The sequence below is a fragment of the Ruminococcus sp. D54t1_190329_F1 genome, from assembly GCF_015551645.1.
GTDB classification, from domain to species: Bacteria; Bacillota; Clostridia; order Lachnospirales; family Lachnospiraceae; genus Blautia_A; species Blautia_A faecis.
This window is the reverse complement of record NZ_JADNDC010000002.1, coordinates 148,456-168,919: the sequence shown is the minus strand read 5'-3', so window position 1 is coordinate 168,919 and position 20,464 is coordinate 148,456. Positions and strand designations below refer to the sequence as shown.

The window sequence follows — 20,464 nt, the reverse complement described above, 5'->3', positions numbered from 1 at the left end:
AGATTTTTATGGCTATATTTATTTAAATGTTTCTGCTGCTGCCTTTGCATCCTCAAAGTTTGCCTGAACTTCTTCCAATACCTGATCATATCCCATTGCATTGATATCACTGATCATCTTTTCTCTCTGAGCTGCAAAAGCATCATCATCCTCGCAGGTAATAATTTTGGCAATATTTGCCTGTACATACTCGGATGCCTTGTTGCCAATTCTTGTAGCTTCATCAGATATAGGCTGCATTAAAGTTGCTGCCAGACCAACTGCCGGATCTTCATTATTTGTTTTTAATTTTCCTTCATCAACCAGCTGTTTATAAACCTCTCCCGGATACTGTGCTTTTCCGTCAGTATAATAATTGCAGAAATCCTTATCTATCTCTGTAACACTAGATAAAACATATTTCTTAGAAAGAGTTAAATCTACCGGTTCTCCATCTGCACACTGATTGGTTTCCCATAAAGGTGATAACCATTTATACTTGCCAATTCCCTGTACACCGTCAGTTGTATAGCCAGAATACTCTTTATCATTGCTGGTAAAGTTTTCAAGGCGCTTTCCGATCAGTTCCGGTTCTCCATCCACAACATCCCAGTCTTCGCCAGGAACTCCTGTACGTACCAGTCTTGCGCCTTCATCAGAGGTCATGAATTCAATCAGTTCCATTGCACGTTCCGGATATTCACAGTTCGCACTGATTACAAGTGCATTCGCAGCCTGATATCCTAACGGATTTGCATATGGATAAATCTGCATTGCATATGGGAAAGTACCAGGAATCATATACATTGCTGCATCTTCACCGCAGATATTTTTATCCGGCTGTGTCCAGTTATAATTACATACCAGAACCTCTCCGTTTTTAATTTTGTCATCATACTGACTGTTTTTCATGGTAAATGCTTCCGGATCCATAATGCCCATCCGATAAGCCTTGTTATAGAAGGAAAGAGCTTTCCACAATGGTCCGTCTTCTACCGTAAACATATCTTCAAATTCACCGGTTTCATTGTTTATGAACTGATTATTTCCTGAATTTGTATAGCCCATATCAAATGGGTAACTGATCATATAAGGCCAGATTCCCCAGTCAGACCAGCCAGACAATGCATAAACCTTCTTGCCGTCTGCTGTCGTCGGATGTGCATCTACCATCTGTTTTAAAACATCCAGATATTTGTCTTCAGTGCTGACATCCGGATATCCTAATTCCTTATAATAATCCCATCTTGTAAAAAATCCTACAAAGCCATTCTTATTTGGCAGATCTTTATTCTCTGTCTGAACATTTGTCGGAATAAAATAAGTACTTCCTCCGCCAATAATATCTTTTGAATACTTTAATGCATCCGGAAGTTTTTCTTTCAGATTATCTCCATTTTCTGCAAGCCAGTCATCCATGGCCCATAACGATCCTGCATCGATCAGATTTTTAACATCAATATCTCCGTTATGAAGTTCTACAATATCCGGAAGATCTCCACCGGAAGCCATCACTTTTAATCGATCTGTACTTACATTTGTATATTCCAGTACGATTCCCAGTTTTTCCTTAATATAGCGTCCTACTGCATCGTCTGTGGAAATGCCGTCCATTCCTGTTTCTCCCATGACTCTGAGAGTAATTACTTCCTTTTCTTCCCCTTCCTCAGCCTGCACTGCCAGGGCTCCGTTGCTTACCATAATTCCCCCAACCATCGCAGCACATAAGGTTGCAGATGTAACCTTTTTCCATAAATTCCTTCTCATTTCCTACCTCCTGTTTTCTTTTTTGGTGTTGCGCCGTGTTTTGTTTCTGTAAAAAGGATACCAAAAACAGAACACATCTTCCAGAAACAACCTTCCGATTTTTGGCATAATTCTATGCACATCTTATCCCCGTCACATTCCTGGTTTATGGAAAAAAGCCACGATTTTTATAACTATTTTACCATTTTTCTTCTTCATAAGGAATCCGGACCAGTACCTGGAAACCGTTCTCATTATCACTGCCAATTTCCACTCCGTTTTCCATGTCATAAAGAAGCTTGATTCTCTGATATATGTTTCTGAGCCCAATATGTCTGCCGTCATCCTCCATATTCAGACTTGCACGGAGCTTCTCACAGTTTTCCCTGCTTATTCCAATTCCATTGTCATATACGCATAATTCCAGGCAGTCCCTGGTTTTATACTCTTTTCTTTTCCATTTTACGTATATCTGGAATTTTTTATGCTCCTGCATTTCTTTTTCTGCCAGACCATGAAAAAAAGAATTCTCCACAAGCGGCTGCAAAATAAATTTCGGCACCATAGCAGACATAAGTGAACTGTCTGCTTCTATACCAAGCACTGTTTTTTCACCGTATCTGTAATTCATGATCCTGCAGTAATTTTTGATATAAGTAAGTTCTTCCTCTACTGACCACTTGTTGCGTGTATCCCTGAAAATCGGCTGAACCATTTCCGCCAGTGCATCCATACAGTCCACAATATCATTTTCGCCTTTCACAATTGCCATCCATTTCACTGTATTCAGCGTATTATACAAAAAATGAGGATTGATCTGGGACTTCAGTGCGCGGATCTGTGCATCTCTTTTTGATTTTTCATTTTCCACATTTTTGCGGATCAGACTTGATATTTCCAGTGTCATTTTATTATAGCTGTTCACCAGAAGAGAGAACTCATCCCCATTCTCATGGTCTTGTTCCAAAACAATGCCGAACTGCCCGTTTTGTACCATTTTCAGCGCATCTATCACCTTTACAAAGGGCGTTGTCATATATTTCACCCAGAATACAAGAAATAAAATTGAAATGGTTACCGAAGCGACAATTGCCAGAATAAAAATTTCCTGAACATCCTGGATGTCTCCTAATATTTCAGATATTGGAGTTTCATTTACCAATGTCCAATTACAAAAGCCCACCGGATAACACAGGATCAGATTTTTACCGGATTCAAATATTTTTGGGGCAGCTTCTGGCTGCAGCATTAAATTTTCTTTTTCATCCCCTATCCCATATACATTTGTTTCTGAAACAGTCCTTCCAAACTGGTCGATCATATAGGTTTCCTCTGACCAGCCTCCATCTTGTGAAATTGAATTGTAATAGCTTACAAAATGTTCCAGATCCACATTCAACACAAGCCAGCCATATTTTTCTCCCCGGAAAATAGGCCTGCACACGCTCACATAATTCAACAGTTTCTGGTTATCCCTGTCATTTTCCACAAAATCACTGCTGTTATAGCCTCCATACCAGATTGGTTTTTTCTGTGGAACTGCGTTCCGGTTTTTCAGTCTCTCTGTGTAGAATTTCCCCCTTTTCTCACTGTTTTCAGAGGTAATGTTCCAGTTTCCGTCAGCAAATAAGGTTACATCTTCCGCATTATAAAAAACAATGGAATCAATAAAGCTGTACTCTGCCAGAATCGTGTCTGTCATGCTGAAAAAATCAATTCTTTGCTCTATCATGCTAGTTTGAGAGCCATGGGATACTACCAGACTTGCCAGATCGGAACCATTTAAAACACGAAGGGCAACCTGGTCAACTTCTCTTCCAAATGTATCCAGGTTCTGTTCCAGCTGCTTATAAGATCTTAGAAGTTCCGTTTCTGTACGTGTTCTTAAGGCTCCCTTCACTCCCATATAAAGACCTATAAAGCTTATAATGATCACAAGCAGAAAGCTAAGGGATACTGCTATTATCATTTTTCCAAAAACACTTTTATAAAATGGAATTTTTACTGTATCATCTTTTTTCATAAAATATTCCGCTTTCTGAAGCTGCCTGGATTCTTTCCGGAAACCTTCCGAAATATCTTGCTGAAATAGCTGTCGTCCCCAAAGCCAGTGAGTTCTGCTACTTCATGGGTTCTAAGATCGGTTGTGGCAAACAGCTCCTTGGCCTTTTCTACTCTCTGTTCTGTAATATAATCCACGAAGCCTACCTGCATTTCCTTTTTCCACATGCTGCTGAAATAGTTAGGACTTAAACATACAATTTCCGCAACCTGGTTCAAGGTAAGCTTGTCTGCCAGATGCTGGTCTATGTACTCTTTTGCTTTATAGATTTCAATACTTAACTGTTTCAAGTTCTGTGCTTTCTGATCTTCTTTCTGTTTTTCTGTTTCATTCTTCTTACATTCCTGGTACCTGTCGGAAAGCTCTGTCCAGGAACGTCCCACACCGCTGATTTTCCAGCAGACCTGCGCCATAATATGTTCCCGCAATACCCGGGCAATTTCCTTCAGGATCGTTTTCGTTTTCTGGTTATCCTCTTCCGTTTCTTCAATTAAAAGAAGATAATTTTTTTCATTCTCCCGGATCAGTTCTCCATTTTTATATTTTCCCAGTATTTCCTCTGTCATATTAAAGATCAGGAATTGGATCAAAGCTCCTTGTTCGTCTTTTGTTTTTTCACATACCTCTTTATAATTTGCAATTTCCATCCTGCAGATTCGGTATGATTTTTCCGAAACCTGAAAATCAAGCTTTTTTAACTGTTCCCGAAAAGTATTTTCATTAATCTGGTGATAAAAAACATACTGCCCGAATAAATCTGATTTATCCTGCACTGCTTTTGTTTCATTTTTGGAATCGGGATTCTTCTGTTCCAGTTCTTTACAGACCTTCTCCATTGCTTTTTCAATCTCATCAGGTTTCATTTTTAGTTTTAAAATATAATCAGACACCCCTAGCTTCATAGCTCTCATCAGATAAGAAAATTCTTCATAACAGGTCAGTAGGACAATCCTGGTGCTCTGATCCTGTTCCCGTATTTTTTCGATCAGTTCCAGTCCGTCCATAACCGGCATTTTAATATCTGTCATAACAATATCCGGTTTTTCTTTCTCGTATATTTCCAGGGCTTCTTTTCCATTGGAAGCATCTCCAATTACATCCAGCCCCAGTTTTTCCCAGTTCACCATGGACCTTAATCCACATCTTACCAGCACTTCATCTTCCACAATAAGAATTTTTCGTCTTGTCATTTGCTCTCATTCCCACCCATACATTTTTTAACACAAATACCCCCTGCGTCAAATGATCTGTTCGTGGAACACTGCCAGCCAATCACCTGACCAAGGGGGTTGTGCGAAAATATCAACATTGCCAGTAGCAAAAAATATTTTGACACTATACTATTATATAATACCTCAATGAATATTACAATTTCATGTTTTTATCTGTTATTTTTTTGATTTTTTATACAAAATTAATCAATTTTCAAAATAAGCTCCAATACGCGTCTTGCACTCTGTTCCAGTTCCTGTCGACCGAGCAATCCCATTTCCATAGCTTTTTTCACACGCTCCGGATACCCTGTTGCCATTTTAAGGTCATTTCCAGCCTTTATTTCTTTATAATGCTCTCCACATGTCCACCAGTCTGTTGTAACCATACCCTGAAATCCCCACTCACCACGCAAAATATCTGTCAAAAGCTCATAGCTCTCTGAAGTACGGTGTCCGTTAACAGCATTGTAAGAGGACATGATCGTCCAAGGCTGTGCTTCTTTTACAATAATCTCAAAGCCCTTCAGATAAATTTCACGAAGTGCACGCTCCGATACCCTGGAATCACTATTTTTCCTGTTTGTTTCTTTGTTGTTTGCTGTAAAATGCTTTACAGATGCTGCAATATGCTGTGACTGAATCCCCTTTACCATAGCGGCACCCATTTTTCCAGCAATCAGCGGATCCTCGGAATAATATTCAAAATTTCTTCCACACATAGGGTTTCTGTGAATATTTACAGCTGGTGTCAGCCATACAGCAAGATTATTTTCCTTTACCTCCTTCGCGCCTGCCTTTCCGACCTGCCATACAAGTGCCGGATTCCAGGTACATGCCAGAAGCGTTGCACATGGCCAGGCTGTTGTATTCACAGTACATCCGATATTAAGGCGTAGTCCTGCTGGTCCATCTGCAGTCATTACTGAAGGGACCCCGTACTCAGGAAGATTTCCTAATCCGAATGTATTTGCAACACCTGTATTTGGCTGTCCGCCGAGAAGATGAAGCAGTTCCTTATCACTTAACTGTGCCATAAACTCATCCAATGAAAGCTTTCCTTCAGCTACATCAATGAACTGTTTTCTTCCACAATTATCAAACCATTTTCGACGGGAACACCAGCGCACTTCTGGCACAATACAATCCTCTTCTTCCGTTTTCAGTTTTTCAAATGCACATTCATTCATATCATTGCATTCATACTGAGGAAGCATTTCAAAGGTACCATCAGAAAGCATACGCTCTTTCAGACTTGTTGGAACCAAATGCGCTGATAGCTGTTTTACAATTATATTTTCTGTAAGCTCGAATGTATAAGCGGCTTCTTCTGTATCCCTTACAGAGATTCCAATGTAAAATCTGTAAATTCCTTTTTCCAGAATATAGGCTGACTTCTGAATTTTCCCGAGATCATCATAGGAAGCCATGTCCGCTTTTTCAAATGACAGATAAACTACCTGTGTTTCTCCAGGCTGAAGCAGACGGGTTTTTTCAAAAGCAGCAAGCCGGAGTGCCGGATTACCAAGAAGACCCTGTGGTCCGTTAAAGTAAAGCTGTACCACTTCTTTTCCTGCCATGTTCCCTGTATTGGTCACGTGAACTTCTGCAAAAATATGTTTTGAAGTTTCCCATACAGAATCTGTATGCACTCTGAAATCAGTATAGGAAAGCCCATATCCAAAGGGATATATAACCTTTTCCTTTGCACCTGGAATCGTCTCAAAATAACGGTATCCTACATAAATATCTTCTGTATAATTTACATAGTCACAGGATTCATGAAAATTTTCAGTTGATGGATAATCATCTAAGGAAGCTGCAAATGTATCAGTCAGCTTGCCAGACGGATTTCCTTTTCCCAGAAGAAGCTCTGCCATGGCCAGCCCTCCTTCCATTCCCCCCTGCCAGCCAAGAAGGGCGGCTGAAATCCGGTCATCATTTTTTATCCAGGAAACATCTACAATTCCACCGACATTCAGAACCACTGCAATACGGTTAAACCGTTCTTTCACCATGTTCAACATTGCCTTTTCATTCTCTGTCAGAAAATAATCTCCCTCTGGAAAGGCTTTCGCAATCAGTTTTGCCATGTAGTTATCTTCCAGCTCTTCCCTTGACATTTCGCTTAACTGACTATCAAGGCTGGAGCGATCCCAGCCTTCTGATGAAAAACGGCTTATTACAACAATTGCCACATCTGCAAATGCTTTTGCACCGTCAGCAAGTCCTTTTGGAAGTTCAGGTTCTATTGTCATACCTGGCATTGCACCTTGCCTATACTGTTCCTGAACATTTTCTCTGTAAAATTCTGCCAGGGGTTCATAAAGCATAACTGCATTTCCTTGCATTTTAAACCCATCATAAAGGTTATGCACGTAGGAAACCGCAACATCACCACTTCCTCCACCGCCTTTTACATAATCAAAACTTCCTTTCCCAAACAGTGCAAGTCTGGTTCCTTCTGCAAGAGGCAGAAGCTTTTTCTCATTTTTCAACAGCACCATACCTTCTTTTGCAGCTTCCTTTGAAAGTCTGATATGCTCCTTACATTCCGTCACACGTCTTTTTTCCTCTAATGGAAGATTGGGTTGAAATCCAACACGTGTCCATTTTCTCATTTTATGTATTCTCCTGTCATATTCATATATTTATTTCTGTAAGGCTTGAACGTTTTTACTCTTAATCTTCAATGGCAGCTTTTCTTGAAAAAATAGCATGAATAATTTCCGGATCAAATTTCGGCTGTCTGTCATACGTATACAGTCCGTTTTGTTCCTGTTCCACATCTGTAAGCTGCGTATAGCAAAGTGCAAACATGTTCTCATTATCCAGTAAAACATCTGTAAGCTCTTTCAGACGTTTCATGTATGCTTCCGGTGAATCCGGCGTATTTCCATATCCCCAGGCATCCTTGCTCAAAGACCAGCCAATGCCGCCATATTCGCTGACAAAGAAGGGAATTTTTCCATTATATGTCTGCCGTTCTTCAAATGCCGCACGGAAATCAAGCCTGTTTGATTTTCCAACCTCTTTGTAATGCTCTGCAAAAATCTCCGGATCCTGTTCATAATCATGCAAATCATAAATATCGGTGAGCACATGATAATTTCCGCTGGTGTCAATACAGGGCCGGGTTGGATCCGCTGCTTTCGTTGCCTTATAAACTGTGGCAAGAAGCTCATCAAACTGTTTTCTTCCTTTTTCATCCCAGGTTTCATTAAACGGACACCATCCAATAATCGCAGGATGGTTAAAATCACGGTCAATCTCTTCCAGCCACTCTGGAAGGATTCCGTAAATGCTGTCTGCATAAGAGTGATCCAGTCCCCAGTTGGGATACTCTCCCCAGACGATATACCCCAGCCTGTCACAGTGATACAGGAAACGCTCTTCAAATACTTTTTCATGAAGGCGGGCACCGTTAAATCCCATTGCCAGGGATCGTTTTATATCCTTTTCCAGTTCTTCATCAGAAGGTGCTGTGTAAATTCCATCCGGATAAAAGCCCTGATCCAGAATGAGACGCTGAAATACAGATTTTCCGTTGAGCAGAAACTTTTTGTCTGTAAGCTGTATGGAGCGCAGTCCAAAATAACTTGTCACCTGATCTTCTCCATAGCTTAAGGCAAGGTCATAAAGATCTCCCTTTCCAACCTGCCATAAATGCTTTTCTGCCAGCTTCACCACTGCCACTGCTGTTCCGCCATCTGAGCTCACTGTAGCCTCTCCCATTGCCTTTCCCTTGTAGGACGCTTTTACCGCAAAGGTTCCTGCTCCCTGAAGCTCTGCAAAAACAGTAATTGTTCCATTGTTTATGTCCCCATAATATTTTGTTTTTATAATGTGTGTGTCAGGAACAAATTCCAGCCATACGGTCTGCCAGATACCTGTTGTTCTGGTATAATAACAGCTGTAAGACTCATAATGGGTGCTCTGTTTTCCGGACGGAATCAAGTGGGAACGGGTGTCATCTTCCACATGAATTGTGATCACATTTTTTCCGGCAAAAAGATACCTTGTAATATCCACAGAGAAAGAAACATATCCCCCTTTATGAGTGCCACATTTCTGTCCGTTCACATATATTGTGGTAAAATAATCTGCCGCGCCGCAATGCAGAATCACAAGATTTGATAACTGGGCTTCTGTAATTTCAATTTCTCTCCGATACCATACAGAATTCATGAAATCCGTGTAGCCAATCCCGGACAGCTTACTTTCCGGGCAAAAAGGCACCTGGATTTTTTTTGAAAGGTCTGCTTCCGGCTTGTAAAGCTCCCGTGCTTCTCCACTTCCGCCATGATCAATTTCAAAATCCCAGCTTCCATTTAAATTCAACCAATTTTCACGCATAAACTGTGGTTTTGGATGTTCGGTTCTGTAAATCATCTTTTCTCTCCCTTTATTTTTTTTCAAATAGGCGTTTGCGGAACGCCACAAGCCGCATAAACACGGCATTTTTTTACTACCCCAAAAAACAAATAACCCCTCACTGGATACGGTATAATAGAGTTGTCGAGAAACTATAAACCATACACCAAGAAAGGAGTTATTCTAACATCTATGATACCATATAAACAGCTTTCTTTGGCAGATATTTTTACAGATTGCCAGGAAAAATTTTAAAATGACAAACCTGCGTTTTTATCCCTATTAGAAACCTCAGATACAGGCTATTTCTTTATGATCTCTACCTCAAAAGGTTTCAAAATTTCCTGTCTGGACACCGTTTCCCCCGTCAAAAGGTTTTGCATTCCTGCAAAACACTGAGGAACCACAGTCTCTTCCTTACTGAAATTTATTAGGAAATAAAAGGTATTTTCCTTGGTTTTCCGTACTGTCACTTCAAGGGATGTCCGCTCATCTACTAAGCTTTTGACTGCTGCTTCCTTAACTATGCAGCCCATCATCCTTGTAAACGCACAGTCCTCTGGCTGAGTCCCCCAATAATAAACAGTACCTTTTCCATAACTGTTTTTGGTGACAGCAGGTGTACCCGCATAAAAATTGCTGCTGTAATCAGCCATGCTCTCGGCCCCTTCCAGATGAATCAAGTCACATAGCATTGTGCTGGTAAACTCTGTACCATCTTTAAATTTTACAGAATTTTTCTGCTCTGGAGCCAATGCGTCAATCTCCTCCACCCAAATTCCAGCCAAGTCCCTGAGGGGTCCTGGATAGCCGCCAAGATATACATTGTCTGATTCACCTACGATACCGCTCATAAAGCCGGTCACTAATACACCACCTTTCTTTACGAAGGCTTCAAGCGCTTCCTTGACACCCTGATGAACCATATAAAGCACCGGCGCAACGATCAGCTTATATTTTGAAAAATCTGCATCCCTTGGGATCATGTCAACAGCTATGTTTTTTCATAAAAGAACTTATAATGCCTATGAATCTGATCCACATATTTTAAATCTTTATGGGGTCCGCTTGTAAATTCCAATGCCCAATAATTATCCCAGTCAAACAATATCCCGACATCAGCCGGATTTGCTGTCCCCAGGATCTGATCTCCCAGCTCTTCTAACTCTGTCCCTAGTTGTGTGACCTCACGGAACACCCTGGTATTATCTGTTCCTGCATGGGCAATGACTGCTCCATGGAATTTTTCACATCCGCCAACACTGCGGCGGAGCTGGAAAAATTGTATCGTATCCGCCCCATGTGCGATCGCCTGATAGCTCTGTGCCCTCATCTGCCCCGGTTTTTTCAATGAATTGTAAGGTTGCCAATTCTGCTGGCTTGGTGTCTGCTCCATCAGCATGAAGGGCTGCTGCTTTAAGCCCCGCATGAGGTCATGCTGCATCGCCGTCAGACTTACCGGCGTATCATAAGATGGATAGTTATCCCAGGATACGACGTCCATCTCCTTTGCCCATTTGAAATAATCCAGCTGCTTAAACGTTCCCATTAGATTTGTTGTAACCGGAGTCTTTTGATCCACGCTGCGGATAGCGTTCCGCTCCATCTTGAAATTTTCCAGCATACTATCCGAATTAAAACGGGCATAGTCAATGGAAATGCCGGCGAACGCTGTGCCGCTGCACCACTCGAGACCTTCGCCAAGAGCGTTTGGCAGCACAATTTCCTCCCAGTCATAGAGGGTGTGCCCCCAAAATTCTGTATTCCATGCCTCATTCAGTGCTTTCAGCGTCCCGTACTTTTTCCGAAGCCAGACACGGAAGGCTTTTTCGCAATTTTCACAGTAACACTCACCGCTATATTCATTATTTATGTGCCAGCACACCACACTGTCCAGATGTCCATACCTTTTTGCAAGCTTTTGAGCCAGTTTTGCCGCGTATCTCTGGTAAACAGGGCTATTTGGGCATGCATTTTGCCTCTGTCCAAACTTGTGGTGCCTTCCCGCATAGTCCGTCCTTGCCACCTCCGGATATTTCCGAAACATCCAGGCCGGCATTGCCGCGGTTGAAGTTGCAAGGACAATGTCTTTATGGTTTTTTCCCAGCATTTCAATGACCTTGTCCAGTTCCTCAAAATCATACCGTTCTTCTGACGGCTGGAGCTTTGCCCAGGAAAATACATTGACTGTTGCGCTGTTTATCCGAGCTTTATCGAAAAGTTCCATATCTTCTTTCCAGACTGCTTCCGGCCATTGGTTCGGGTTGTAATCCCCGCCATATAGGATATGCTTAAAATCTGCTTTCATATTTTTATTCCCTTCTTTTGTTTATTCTTTTAGGCGTTTGCGAAACGTCACAAGCCGCATAAACACGGCATTTTTTTATTACAAAAAAAACAAATAACCCCTCACTGGATACGGTATAATAGAATTGTCGAGGAACTATAAACCATACACCAAGAAAGGAGTTATTCTAACATCTATGATACCATATAAACAGCTTTCTTTAGCAGATATTTTTACAGATTGCCAGGAGAAATTTGAAAATAACAAACCTGCGTTTCTATCCCTATTAGAAACGCATATCGATATTGATGAGATTATTCCGATTTCATTTCAAAATCATTTTTATGCATCAGACTTAATCCTTGCTGGTATCGCGCAACTTATTACCATTGTTCTTGCAGACAGTATCAAACTTAGATACAAAATTGTAAACGAGCATTGCGAGTTTCGCAATTACCTATTTATTCTGTAAAAAGTGTACACCCCATATCACGAAATTCCGCTATTTTCTTTTCCAGCTTTGGAACAGGACAGTCAAGATACTCACTGATACAGTGAATGCACCAGAAAGTCTCAGCTCCCCGGTTAAATATCCTCTTATAAAGACCAATTTCATCATGACTCACTGGACGGTTGCACTTCACACAACATATGACGGAAGTATTTTTAGTATCTGTCATTTCCATATTCATCCTGTTTTCACTCTTTTTCCGGTAAGATCATCTCTGCAATTATAATCTTGCACTCATCTGGCAATACCTGTGTAGAAAAGGCATCCTGGTAAACACCAATGCTTTCCCCGGTAACTGCATTTGTAAATTTCATTTTTATTCCGGTTCCAGAGTGAATTCCAAGATCGCAAAAGGAAATTTCCATAGTATTCAAATAATCACTTTCGTATTCCAGATTAAAAAATGCAAGGGCAATTCTGTTTCCGGACAGAAGCTTTGCCAGAATATACCGCTTATCGCCCATATTGTCTACAAGAAATGCAGGGCGATACTCTTCATCCTGATTAATGGCAATCAGCCCTTTGTTTAAAAGAATGTCTTTATTAGTCTTGTCAATTTTTCGAAGATCTGCTCCCATGATCAAAGGAGAGCCAAGGAATGACCACATTGCAAAATGCTGAAGATACTGCTGGTCTGTACATCCATTAAGCCCTACATTGCCGCTTCCATGCATTCCTGTGATCAGCATATCCATATCGTTGTAGCAGTCCGGTGCATTTCCTTCAATATTCTCTACCTGGCTTTTAATAATATCTTTATAACTTTTCGGTACATCAAAAATATCACCTGTAGAGCGGTAGGTATGTGCCCCTCTTGACCGCATCCAGCCCGACGGATCATATTTTCCCCAGTTACAGGCTGCAAATAAAATATCCTTTCCCGAGCTTCGAAGAGCCATTGCCATAGTAAGATATGCATTTTTTGCATCTGCACAGACCGGAAAGTAGCAGAAATCATATTTCAGGTAATCCACGTCCCATTGGGCAAACTGCTTTGCATCTTCTGCTTCATGACCATAGCTTCCCGGGTATCCTGCACAGGTTTTCGTACCGGCGCAGGAGTACATGCCGAATTTCAAACCTTTGCCGTGGATATAATCTGCAAGAGCTTTCATTCCATGTGGAAACAGTTCCGGATCTGCCACTAATTTTCCATCCACACGCTCCTTCAGGGACCAGCAGTCATCTATGATCACATACTCATATCCAGCCTCCTTGTAGCCTTCTGCCACCATAGTATCTGCCATTTCCATGATCAACTGCTCATTTATATGAGCACCAAAAGTGTTCCAGGAATTCCACCCCATCGGTGGTTTCTGTGCCAATACTGCCATAGTTAAATCCTCCGTTCAATTTTTCCCATATCATCCTTTAACAGCTCCAAGCATAACCCCTTTTACAAAATATTTCTGCAGGAAAGGGTATACCAGCATAACAGGAATAACTGTAATAATCGTGGTTGCCATACGTACACTGTCTGCTGATAATGAAATAGCAGCTGCATTTCCAACCTGTCCGCTTCTCATACTGTCTGCCAGCATCTGTGCCTGATTGATGCAGTTATAAAGGATCAGCTGTACTGTCTGCAGGTTGGGATTCTGCACCAGAAGGTAGTTATCCTGCCAGGAATTCCAGGCTCCAACTGAGGCATACACTGCTACTGTCGCCAATATAGGTTTGCTCAGAGGCAGAATTATGCTCGTATAAATCTTGAAAAAGCCTGCTCCGTCAAGTTCCGCAGACTCCTGAAGAGACTGCGGAATCTGTTCTATAAATGTTTTGATCAGTATGACATAATATGCGTTTACAATTCCAGGAATAATATACAGCCAGAAAGTGTTGTTCAAATGGTATGCTTTCATGGTTATGTAATAGGGAACCAGACCGGCACTTAAATACATGGTAATAACTACAAACCTGTATACAAATTTTCTTCCAATCATATCTTTTTTCGTTACCAGATATGCAAACAGGGAGGAACCAAACAGACACAGGATTGTCTGGATGACTGTTCTGGCTCCTGAAATCAGGAAAGCATGTCCGAATCCTGATTTTTTCAGGATCATCTTATATGCATCCAATGTGAAGCCCTTTGGCAGGAAATAAATTCCCTCCAGGGATGCCCTTGTACTGTCAGACAGGGAATAAATAACCATGTAATAAAACGGATACACACAGAGAAATACTGCAATCAACAGAAAAAATACATTTAATACATGAAGAAATTTCTCCTGTGGTGATGTTTTAATTTTTGAACTTGTTTTTTTCATTCTTCTCACCTCCAGTTATACAATCGATTCGCCTCTGATTTTTTTCGACAATGCGTTTGCAGTAAATAATAATACAATTCCAAGTATTGACTTCAGCATTCCCAGGGTAATGGAATAGGAATAATCATTTATATAAAATCCAACCTTATATACATAATAATCAAGCACTTCAATTTTATCCGCTACCATAGGGTTGTAAAACATAAAATACTGGTCAAATCCGTTTGAAAGAATATTACTTACTGCAAGAAGGAACATTACCACATAGGTAGGCATGATCCCTGGAATTGTAATATGCAAAATAGACTGGATCTTATTGGCTCCGTCTACCTTTGCTGCATCATATAGTTCTGAATCAATTCCTGTAATCGCTGCAATATAGATAATTGCTGACCATCCGAAGCTTTTCCAGATTCCCAGAATCCACTGCAGAACCCAGGTGTGATCCACATCACCAAGAATTCCCATAACAGGCGGCTGAATGCCAATTTTCTGCATCAGAACACTTACAAATCCATTTACAGAAAAGAAAGCAAAAGCAACACCATAAACAATGATCCAGCTGATAAAGTTTGGCAGTGTGGTTGCTGTCTGAACAATTTTTTTAAATTTAGAATTTTTTATTTCATTGAACATAATTGCAAACACTACCGGAACAGGGGTTGCCAGCAGCCCCAGTGCGCTAAGCGCCAATGTATTTCTTAATACACGCAGTACCTCTGACCGTTCTGTAAACAACTTCTGGAAATTACCTAGTCCTACAAAAACCATGCTGCCAAAATCCAGAAATTTCTGTCCAATTTTGTAATCAAACACGGAATAAATCCATCCAACCAGCGGAACATAGGAAAATGCAAATACATAAATTAAAAATGGAACTGCCAGAAGCAAATATTTGATTCCACGTAATTTTTTTCTTCCAATCCTCTCTGCCAATGCAGTTTCTGACTTTTTCACGCTCATATAGCATACCTCCTTCTCTGCTAATAAGATAACGCAAAACGGAAGGTGTATTCCAGATACAACCTTCCGTTTTTTTGACATATCCTATTTAGTTAAAAGGTGGTGCTTTCACATTTAAAGAAATCTTACAAAAAATGGTAAAATCTTACGATTTTAAACAAGCCCCTGATGGAATTTCCCAAGGAATTCCTTCATTCTTACATGTTCTGATGAAAATACCTCTTCCGGGGTGCCTTCCACTGCGATCAGACCGTCATCCATAAAGATAATCCGGTCGGAGATGTCACGGGCAAAGCTCATCTCGTGGGTAACAATCACCATGGTGATATGCTCGGCTGCCAGGTCTTTGATTACTTTCAAGATTTCGCCAGTGAGCTCCGGATCCAAAGCAGATGTGGGCTCATCGAAGAAAAGAATATCCGGGTTCATGCAAAGGGCTCTGGCGATGGAAACTCGCTGCTGCTGTCCGCCGGAAAGCTGGTAGGGATAATAATTTTCCTTATCCGAAAGCCCCATTTTCTTAAGAAGCTCCCTTGCCTGCGCATAAACCTCTTTTTTATCTCTCTTTTGTACCTTAATTGGAGCGTCTGTAATATTTTTAATCACGGAAAAATGGGGAAAAAGGTTAAAATTCTGAAAAACCAATCCGATTTTTCCGTTTTTGATGATTTCGCCGCCGTCTGGTGTCTCCAGACCAGTGGCACAGCGAAGCAATGTAGACTTACCAGAGCCGGAGGGACCGATAATACTAAGAACCTCGCCCTTGTCTACTTCCAGGGAAATGTCACGGAGAACGTCCAGGGCTCCGAAACTTTTCTTTATGTGTTTCATTTCAAATAATTTCATATAGTGACTCCTTCTGGTTACCCGCACACAGTTTTACAATGTATATTCACTGCAGGTTGATGATAAATTATTAGCGGTAATAGTTCAGTTTTTTCTCTACTTTATCCATAATCACTGCTACCAGCAGGTTAAATACATAATAAAATACAGCCGCTACCACAAACGGCACCATCGTGGTCTGAGAGCTGGCAATCTGTTTCGCCAAAGTGAACATTTCAGCTACCGCTACAACAAACGCCAATGAAGTATCCTTTACCAGAGTGATTACTTCGTTGGTAATAGATGGCAAAATCCGTTTAAATACCTGGGGAAGAATGATGCGGAAGAAGGTCTGTGCTTTTGAGTAGCCAAGGATTCTGGCTGCTTCATACTGACCTACTGGCATGGATTCAATTCCACCACGGTAGATTTCTGCAAAATAAGCGGCATAATTAATTGCAAAAGCAATAAATACAGCGATCAGGCTGTAACCCATGGAAATTCGGATTCCAAAAATAAAATATGGTCCGAAATATACTACCATCAGCTGCAGCATAAGAGGTGTTCCGCGCATAATGGAGATATAAGCAGAAATGATCCATCTGATTATCTTTATTTTGGACATTTTCCCCCAGCAGACCAGAAGGCCAAGTGGCAGGGAAAATATAAGGGTTACAAAGAAAATTTCCGTAGTTACGGTCATTCCCTTTGCAAGCTGGCTTAACATTACACTAAAACTCATAGTTACTGTGTTCCTCCTGTTGATACTTGTGTTCTAAGGGATCGCATTTCACGTTTCATTTCATTCCATAATTCATATTATGATATGAGTGTCAAAAGGTCTTTTGACACTCATTTGATACCCGGATTGCTACGCAGCTACGCTGCTCCCGCAATCCTCCAAATATTCGAAATCCGCTGATTTACTGCGTAAATCGCTACTTTCTCATATTTGGCGTGTCCCAAGTTCAAAAGCCTTATCGTGCAATCACGAACAGCTTTTTGACCTTTTGACACTGGTATCATATTATGCGAATCAAGCTCCTACTTTGGGAGCAGACCCCTTCTCGCTAAGAAAAGAGGGTGCGCCAGGTACCCTCTTTTTTGCGTATATTCGTGTTTATAGTCTATGTGAATTATTCAGCCTCATCCTCAGCAGTATCTGCGTCAGCTGCCTCATCAGAATCTGCATTTTCTTCTGCCGCATCTGTACTCTCTTCTGTCTTATCTGCTTCTTCATCTCCCAGGCAAAGCATGTCAGCTACACCATACTGCTCAGCCAGTTTATCAATCTCGCCCTCATCATACAGCTTCATAACCTCAGCCCATACGGTATCGCGAAGCTCCTCGTTTCCTTTGGCAAAGCCAATACCGTACTGTTCGCTCTGAATCGGCTCGTCAAGGATCTTATATTTACCCTCTTCTCTCTGAGCCAGCTGATATTTGGCAACTCCGATATCAACAGCAACAGCATCAGCTGCGCCAGAATCAATATTCATAAATGCGGTATTGTAATCCGGATTCTCTGTAAGGGATGCAAAACTGTCTGTCAGTTCTTTGTTATCCTCGCTGTTCAAAGCATCAAGTGCTGCAGATGCAGCCTGTACTACAACATTCTTCCCTGCCAGATCTGCCAGTGTCTCAATTCCGGAATCGGAAGCGACTACCATAACCTGCTCGTTATTCAGATATGGATCAGACCATGTATAATCATCCTCACGTCCATTGATGGTAAAGCCATTCCAGATACAGTCAATATTTCCGGAATTCAGCTCCATATCCTTGGAATCCCAGTTAATTGGTTTCTTTACAAGCTCCCATCCAAGATTATCACATACCTTCTGTGCCACATCCAGGTCAAAACCAACATATTCGCCACTTTCATCCATATAACCAAAAGGCGGATACTCTGCATCAAATCCAACAGTCAGTGTCTTGCTGTCGGCATCTGCATAAACAGTCACACCAGAGCAGATACCTGCTGCCACCAAGGCACTCATCATAATCGCCAGCATTCTTTTTTTCATAATATCTATCCTCCTGAAATCTAATTCTCATTATTTTAGTGCGTTTTCACTCTACCATGTTAAAGCATGGTTGTATGGTAGCATACGAAAGTAATTCTGTCAATATAGTTTTTTAGAAAAAGCACAGGTTCATCACGAACCTGTGCTCCTATGATACTCTCCAGTCAGCTTCTCCAGCATTTCATCCGCCTTCCCTGGTCTTATGCTGACCTCCTTTTTCTGCGCAAACTCATCCAGTGCCTTTTTTAAAGTATCCTTCACTTCATCCGATACATTCAGCTCCTTCAGCCTGTTCTCATACTCCTGCGGCTTCTTCACGCTGCGATAAGCAAGCAGATAGCAAACCAGCTCCTTAGGATCGCTCTGGGTAAGAAACGCCTCCCAGAAACACTCCATTGCTTTCTCCATCTGAAAAAGATAGCTGTACGCACATCCAAGGTTATGCCACACACTCATGGTCAGTCCCGGTCTTATCTGCTCCAGCCCTTCTTTTTTCAGAAGCTGCTGATACACCTTGATGGCACTTACATACATCTTATTCGCTACCAGGGCATCCCCTTTTCTCTTTTTTCGAAGAAGAGGTGCCTCCTGATCCAGCTTGGCAAGCTTTACATTCAATGCCTTCAGCTCATCGTAAGTAAGATAATTGATCTCCTTAAATACCGGATAAAGTACATCCTCCGCACTGGCAAATTTACCAAGATGAGGACGTAGCTTGGCTGCCAGCCTTGGCAGATCCAGTTCCTCGCTGATCCAGATACAGAGATTTTCATTTATAACAGAAGAATCCACCAGATAAAGATTGTGGTACAGAAAGTAGCAAAGCTCCTCCAGTGAGTAAATATTGGTATTGATACTCTCCACAAAAAACGGCTTGTCCGCCTTTTTTGTCTGACATAAAATATAACCGCTCATTTCCAGCCTCCTTTACCACTCTACCAGTTCGTCCCAGACCTTGCCGCTGGAAGGGAACATTTCTCCAAATCCAAGATCTTTTACAACAACGCGGCATTTCTTCTGTGACACATATGCAAGGGCCAGAGACAGTCTTGTAGTCTTATTGGGACGCTCAGGAAGTCCGGGCAGTCCCATAATTACTTTCTTCTTGTGCTTCTCGCCGAAGGTTCCAGCAACAAAAACGAGCTCTGTTATATCATCCAGGATCAGCTCACAGCCAGCTTTACACTCATACCAGTTCTTACCAGCCTCAATAAGCGGGTAATATGCCGGTGCACCCATCACCCGCATTTCCATTCCCACATCTTTCAGCACAAGAGCAGGACTCATATAACGGTACCCCTTCAGGATCTTATCCTCAAGGCGCTCCTTTCCAGCTGCACATGCACCTTTTGCAAAAAGGTTATTTCCATAATAAACCTTTCTTCGCTGCATGCAAAGGCTTCCAATGGATATTTTCGCCCAATCCGGGCTGAATCCATATCCTGTGATCTGAATGCTGGAAAAAAGACCGGTTCCAAGAGTCTCCTTAATAAAATCACGGAAAGCCTCATCTCTGGCTTCCACGGCCTTCTCTCCCTCTTCCTCAGGGGCTGTAAGAGATGGGAGGACCGTCTTCTTCGGCTCCTCAAGGCGTACCAGCACCGGCCTTGTGCTGCTGTCCATAGTCAGCTGCTGAAACTTCACTTCATCCTGGTGAAAAGAATACCAGCCGATACTCCGGTTCCAGGTCTCTCTTTTCTGGGTAAGGGAATAATAATAAAAGCTCTCTCCATGGTCTATCAGCATGTACTGATTCTTCGAAAAACCAATGGCCTGGCAGGCTTTTTCCATATTTTTCACCTGGGGGTCCTCAAGCTCAGGACTTGTGATCACCAGACATTTTGTATTTTTTACAAGATCTGCAACTCCCAGAAATTTCAGCATCCCCTCCAGGAAAACCTGAAGCAGCTCCCATGGCTCCACCTGTTCTCCCAGAATCTGCACACTGTCTTCTTTCTTACAGATTCCATACAGGTCATCTACCATCTGTCCCCCTTTTTCCCGGGCAAAATAAACTGCCTCAAGACCAATGGTGTACTCTTTATGCTCTCCGCGCCTGCAAATACAGGTAGGTGCTTCAAACTCCTGGGCACCAACTTTCATGGACACAGAGCAGGGCTCCTCCCCTTTCCGGTCATAATAGCAGATCTGGGAATAATCTTTTCCAAAATCAATTCCTATGATCAAATCACGAATTTCATTCATATAT

17 protein-coding genes are annotated in these 20,464 nt (G+C 41.7%); 1 reads left to right on the top strand and 16 read right to left on the bottom strand.

Going from position 1 to position 20,464, the window contains the following annotated elements; translation table 11 throughout:
• Positions 1–18 precede the first annotated feature (18 nt).
• The 7 genes from I2D69_RS01630 to I2D69_RS01605 all read right to left on the bottom strand — a co-directional run bounded on the left by I2D69_RS01630 (position 19) and on the right by I2D69_RS01605 (position 11,680).
• Positions 19–1,746: an extracellular solute-binding protein gene (locus I2D69_RS01630; protein WP_148461308.1), complete on the bottom strand. Its 1,728-nt coding sequence runs from the start codon at positions 1,744–1,746 to the stop codon at positions 19–21.
• 178 nt (positions 1,747–1,924) lie between these two features.
• Positions 1,925–3,748, bottom strand: a complete 1,824-nt coding sequence (locus I2D69_RS01625; protein ID WP_148461307.1) for a sensor histidine kinase — start codon at positions 3,746–3,748, stop codon at positions 1,925–1,927.
• A complete protein-coding gene (locus I2D69_RS01620; protein WP_148461306.1) occupies positions 3,745–4,977 on the bottom strand; it encodes a response regulator in 1,233 nt (410 codons plus the stop codon). The genes I2D69_RS01625 and I2D69_RS01620 overlap by 4 nt, the downstream gene beginning before the upstream one ends.
• Positions 4,978–5,201: 224 nt before the next feature.
• Entirely contained in the window at positions 5,202–7,619 is a 2,418-nt protein-coding gene (locus tag I2D69_RS01615) for a glycoside hydrolase family 3 protein (RefSeq protein WP_148461305.1), read from the bottom strand.
• Positions 7,620–7,680: 61 nt separating this feature from the next.
• Positions 7,681–9,390: a sugar-binding domain-containing protein gene (locus I2D69_RS01610; protein ID WP_148461304.1), complete on the bottom strand. Its 1,710-nt coding sequence runs from the start codon at positions 9,388–9,390 to the stop codon at positions 7,681–7,683.
• 284 nt (positions 9,391–9,674) lie between these two features.
• Positions 9,675–10,358, bottom strand: a complete 684-nt coding sequence (locus I2D69_RS20630) for a beta-galactosidase trimerization domain-containing protein (RefSeq protein WP_313719902.1) — start codon at positions 10,356–10,358, stop codon at positions 9,675–9,677.
• 8 nt (positions 10,359–10,366) lie between these two features.
• Entirely contained in the window at positions 10,367–11,680 is a 1,314-nt protein-coding gene (locus I2D69_RS01605) for a beta-galactosidase (protein WP_313719904.1), read from the bottom strand.
• 175 nt (positions 11,681–11,855) lie between these two features.
• Between I2D69_RS01605 and I2D69_RS20625 the strand changes: the two genes are divergently transcribed.
• Positions 11,856–12,131, top strand: coding sequence for a hypothetical protein (locus tag I2D69_RS20625; RefSeq protein ID WP_330634135.1), 276 nt, complete (start codon positions 11,856–11,858; stop codon positions 12,129–12,131).
• Here I2D69_RS20625 and I2D69_RS01595 read toward each other — a convergent pair.
• The 9 genes from I2D69_RS01595 to I2D69_RS01555 form a co-directional block, all read right to left on the bottom strand.
• Positions 12,121–12,339: a hypothetical protein gene (locus I2D69_RS01595; RefSeq protein WP_148461302.1), complete on the bottom strand. Its 219-nt coding sequence runs from the start codon at positions 12,337–12,339 to the stop codon at positions 12,121–12,123. The two genes, I2D69_RS20625 and I2D69_RS01595, sit on opposite strands and share 11 nt — an antisense overlap.
• A 19-nt stretch (positions 12,340–12,358) precedes the next feature.
• Positions 12,359–13,504 (bottom strand): glycoside hydrolase family 27 protein, encoded by a 1,146-nt coding sequence (locus I2D69_RS01590; protein WP_195379287.1) that lies wholly within the window; start codon positions 13,502–13,504, stop codon positions 12,359–12,361.
• A gap of 30 nt (positions 13,505–13,534) precedes the next feature.
• On the bottom strand, positions 13,535–14,440 hold the full coding sequence (locus tag I2D69_RS01585) for a carbohydrate ABC transporter permease (RefSeq protein ID WP_148461300.1): 906 nt from the start codon (positions 14,438–14,440) through the stop codon (positions 13,535–13,537).
• A gap of 15 nt (positions 14,441–14,455) precedes the next feature.
• On the bottom strand, positions 14,456–15,403 hold the full coding sequence (locus I2D69_RS01580) for an ABC transporter permease subunit (protein WP_148461298.1): 948 nt from the start codon (positions 15,401–15,403) through the stop codon (positions 14,456–14,458).
• 153 nt (positions 15,404–15,556) lie between these two features.
• Positions 15,557–16,249 carry an amino acid ABC transporter ATP-binding protein gene (locus I2D69_RS01575; RefSeq protein ID WP_148461297.1) on the bottom strand — a complete coding sequence of 231 codons (693 nt, stop codon included), beginning with the start codon at positions 16,247–16,249 and terminating at the stop codon, positions 15,557–15,559.
• A gap of 70 nt (positions 16,250–16,319) precedes the next feature.
• Positions 16,320–16,970: an amino acid ABC transporter permease gene (locus I2D69_RS01570; RefSeq protein WP_118578520.1), complete on the bottom strand. Its 651-nt coding sequence runs from the start codon at positions 16,968–16,970 to the stop codon at positions 16,320–16,322.
• Positions 16,971–17,364: 394 nt separating this feature from the next.
• Positions 17,365–18,255: an amino acid ABC transporter substrate-binding protein gene (locus I2D69_RS01565; protein WP_148461296.1), complete on the bottom strand. Its 891-nt coding sequence runs from the start codon at positions 18,253–18,255 to the stop codon at positions 17,365–17,367.
• Positions 18,256–18,387: 132 nt separating this feature from the next.
• Positions 18,388–19,170 carry a hypothetical protein gene (locus I2D69_RS01560; protein ID WP_148461295.1) on the bottom strand — a complete coding sequence of 261 codons (783 nt, stop codon included), beginning with the start codon at positions 19,168–19,170 and terminating at the stop codon, positions 18,388–18,390.
• 12 nt (positions 19,171–19,182) lie between these two features.
• Positions 19,183–20,460 carry a DUF5716 family protein gene (locus I2D69_RS01555; RefSeq protein WP_195379286.1) on the bottom strand — a complete coding sequence of 426 codons (1,278 nt, stop codon included), beginning with the start codon at positions 20,458–20,460 and terminating at the stop codon, positions 19,183–19,185.
• Between the last annotated feature and the right edge of the window lie 4 nt (positions 20,461–20,464).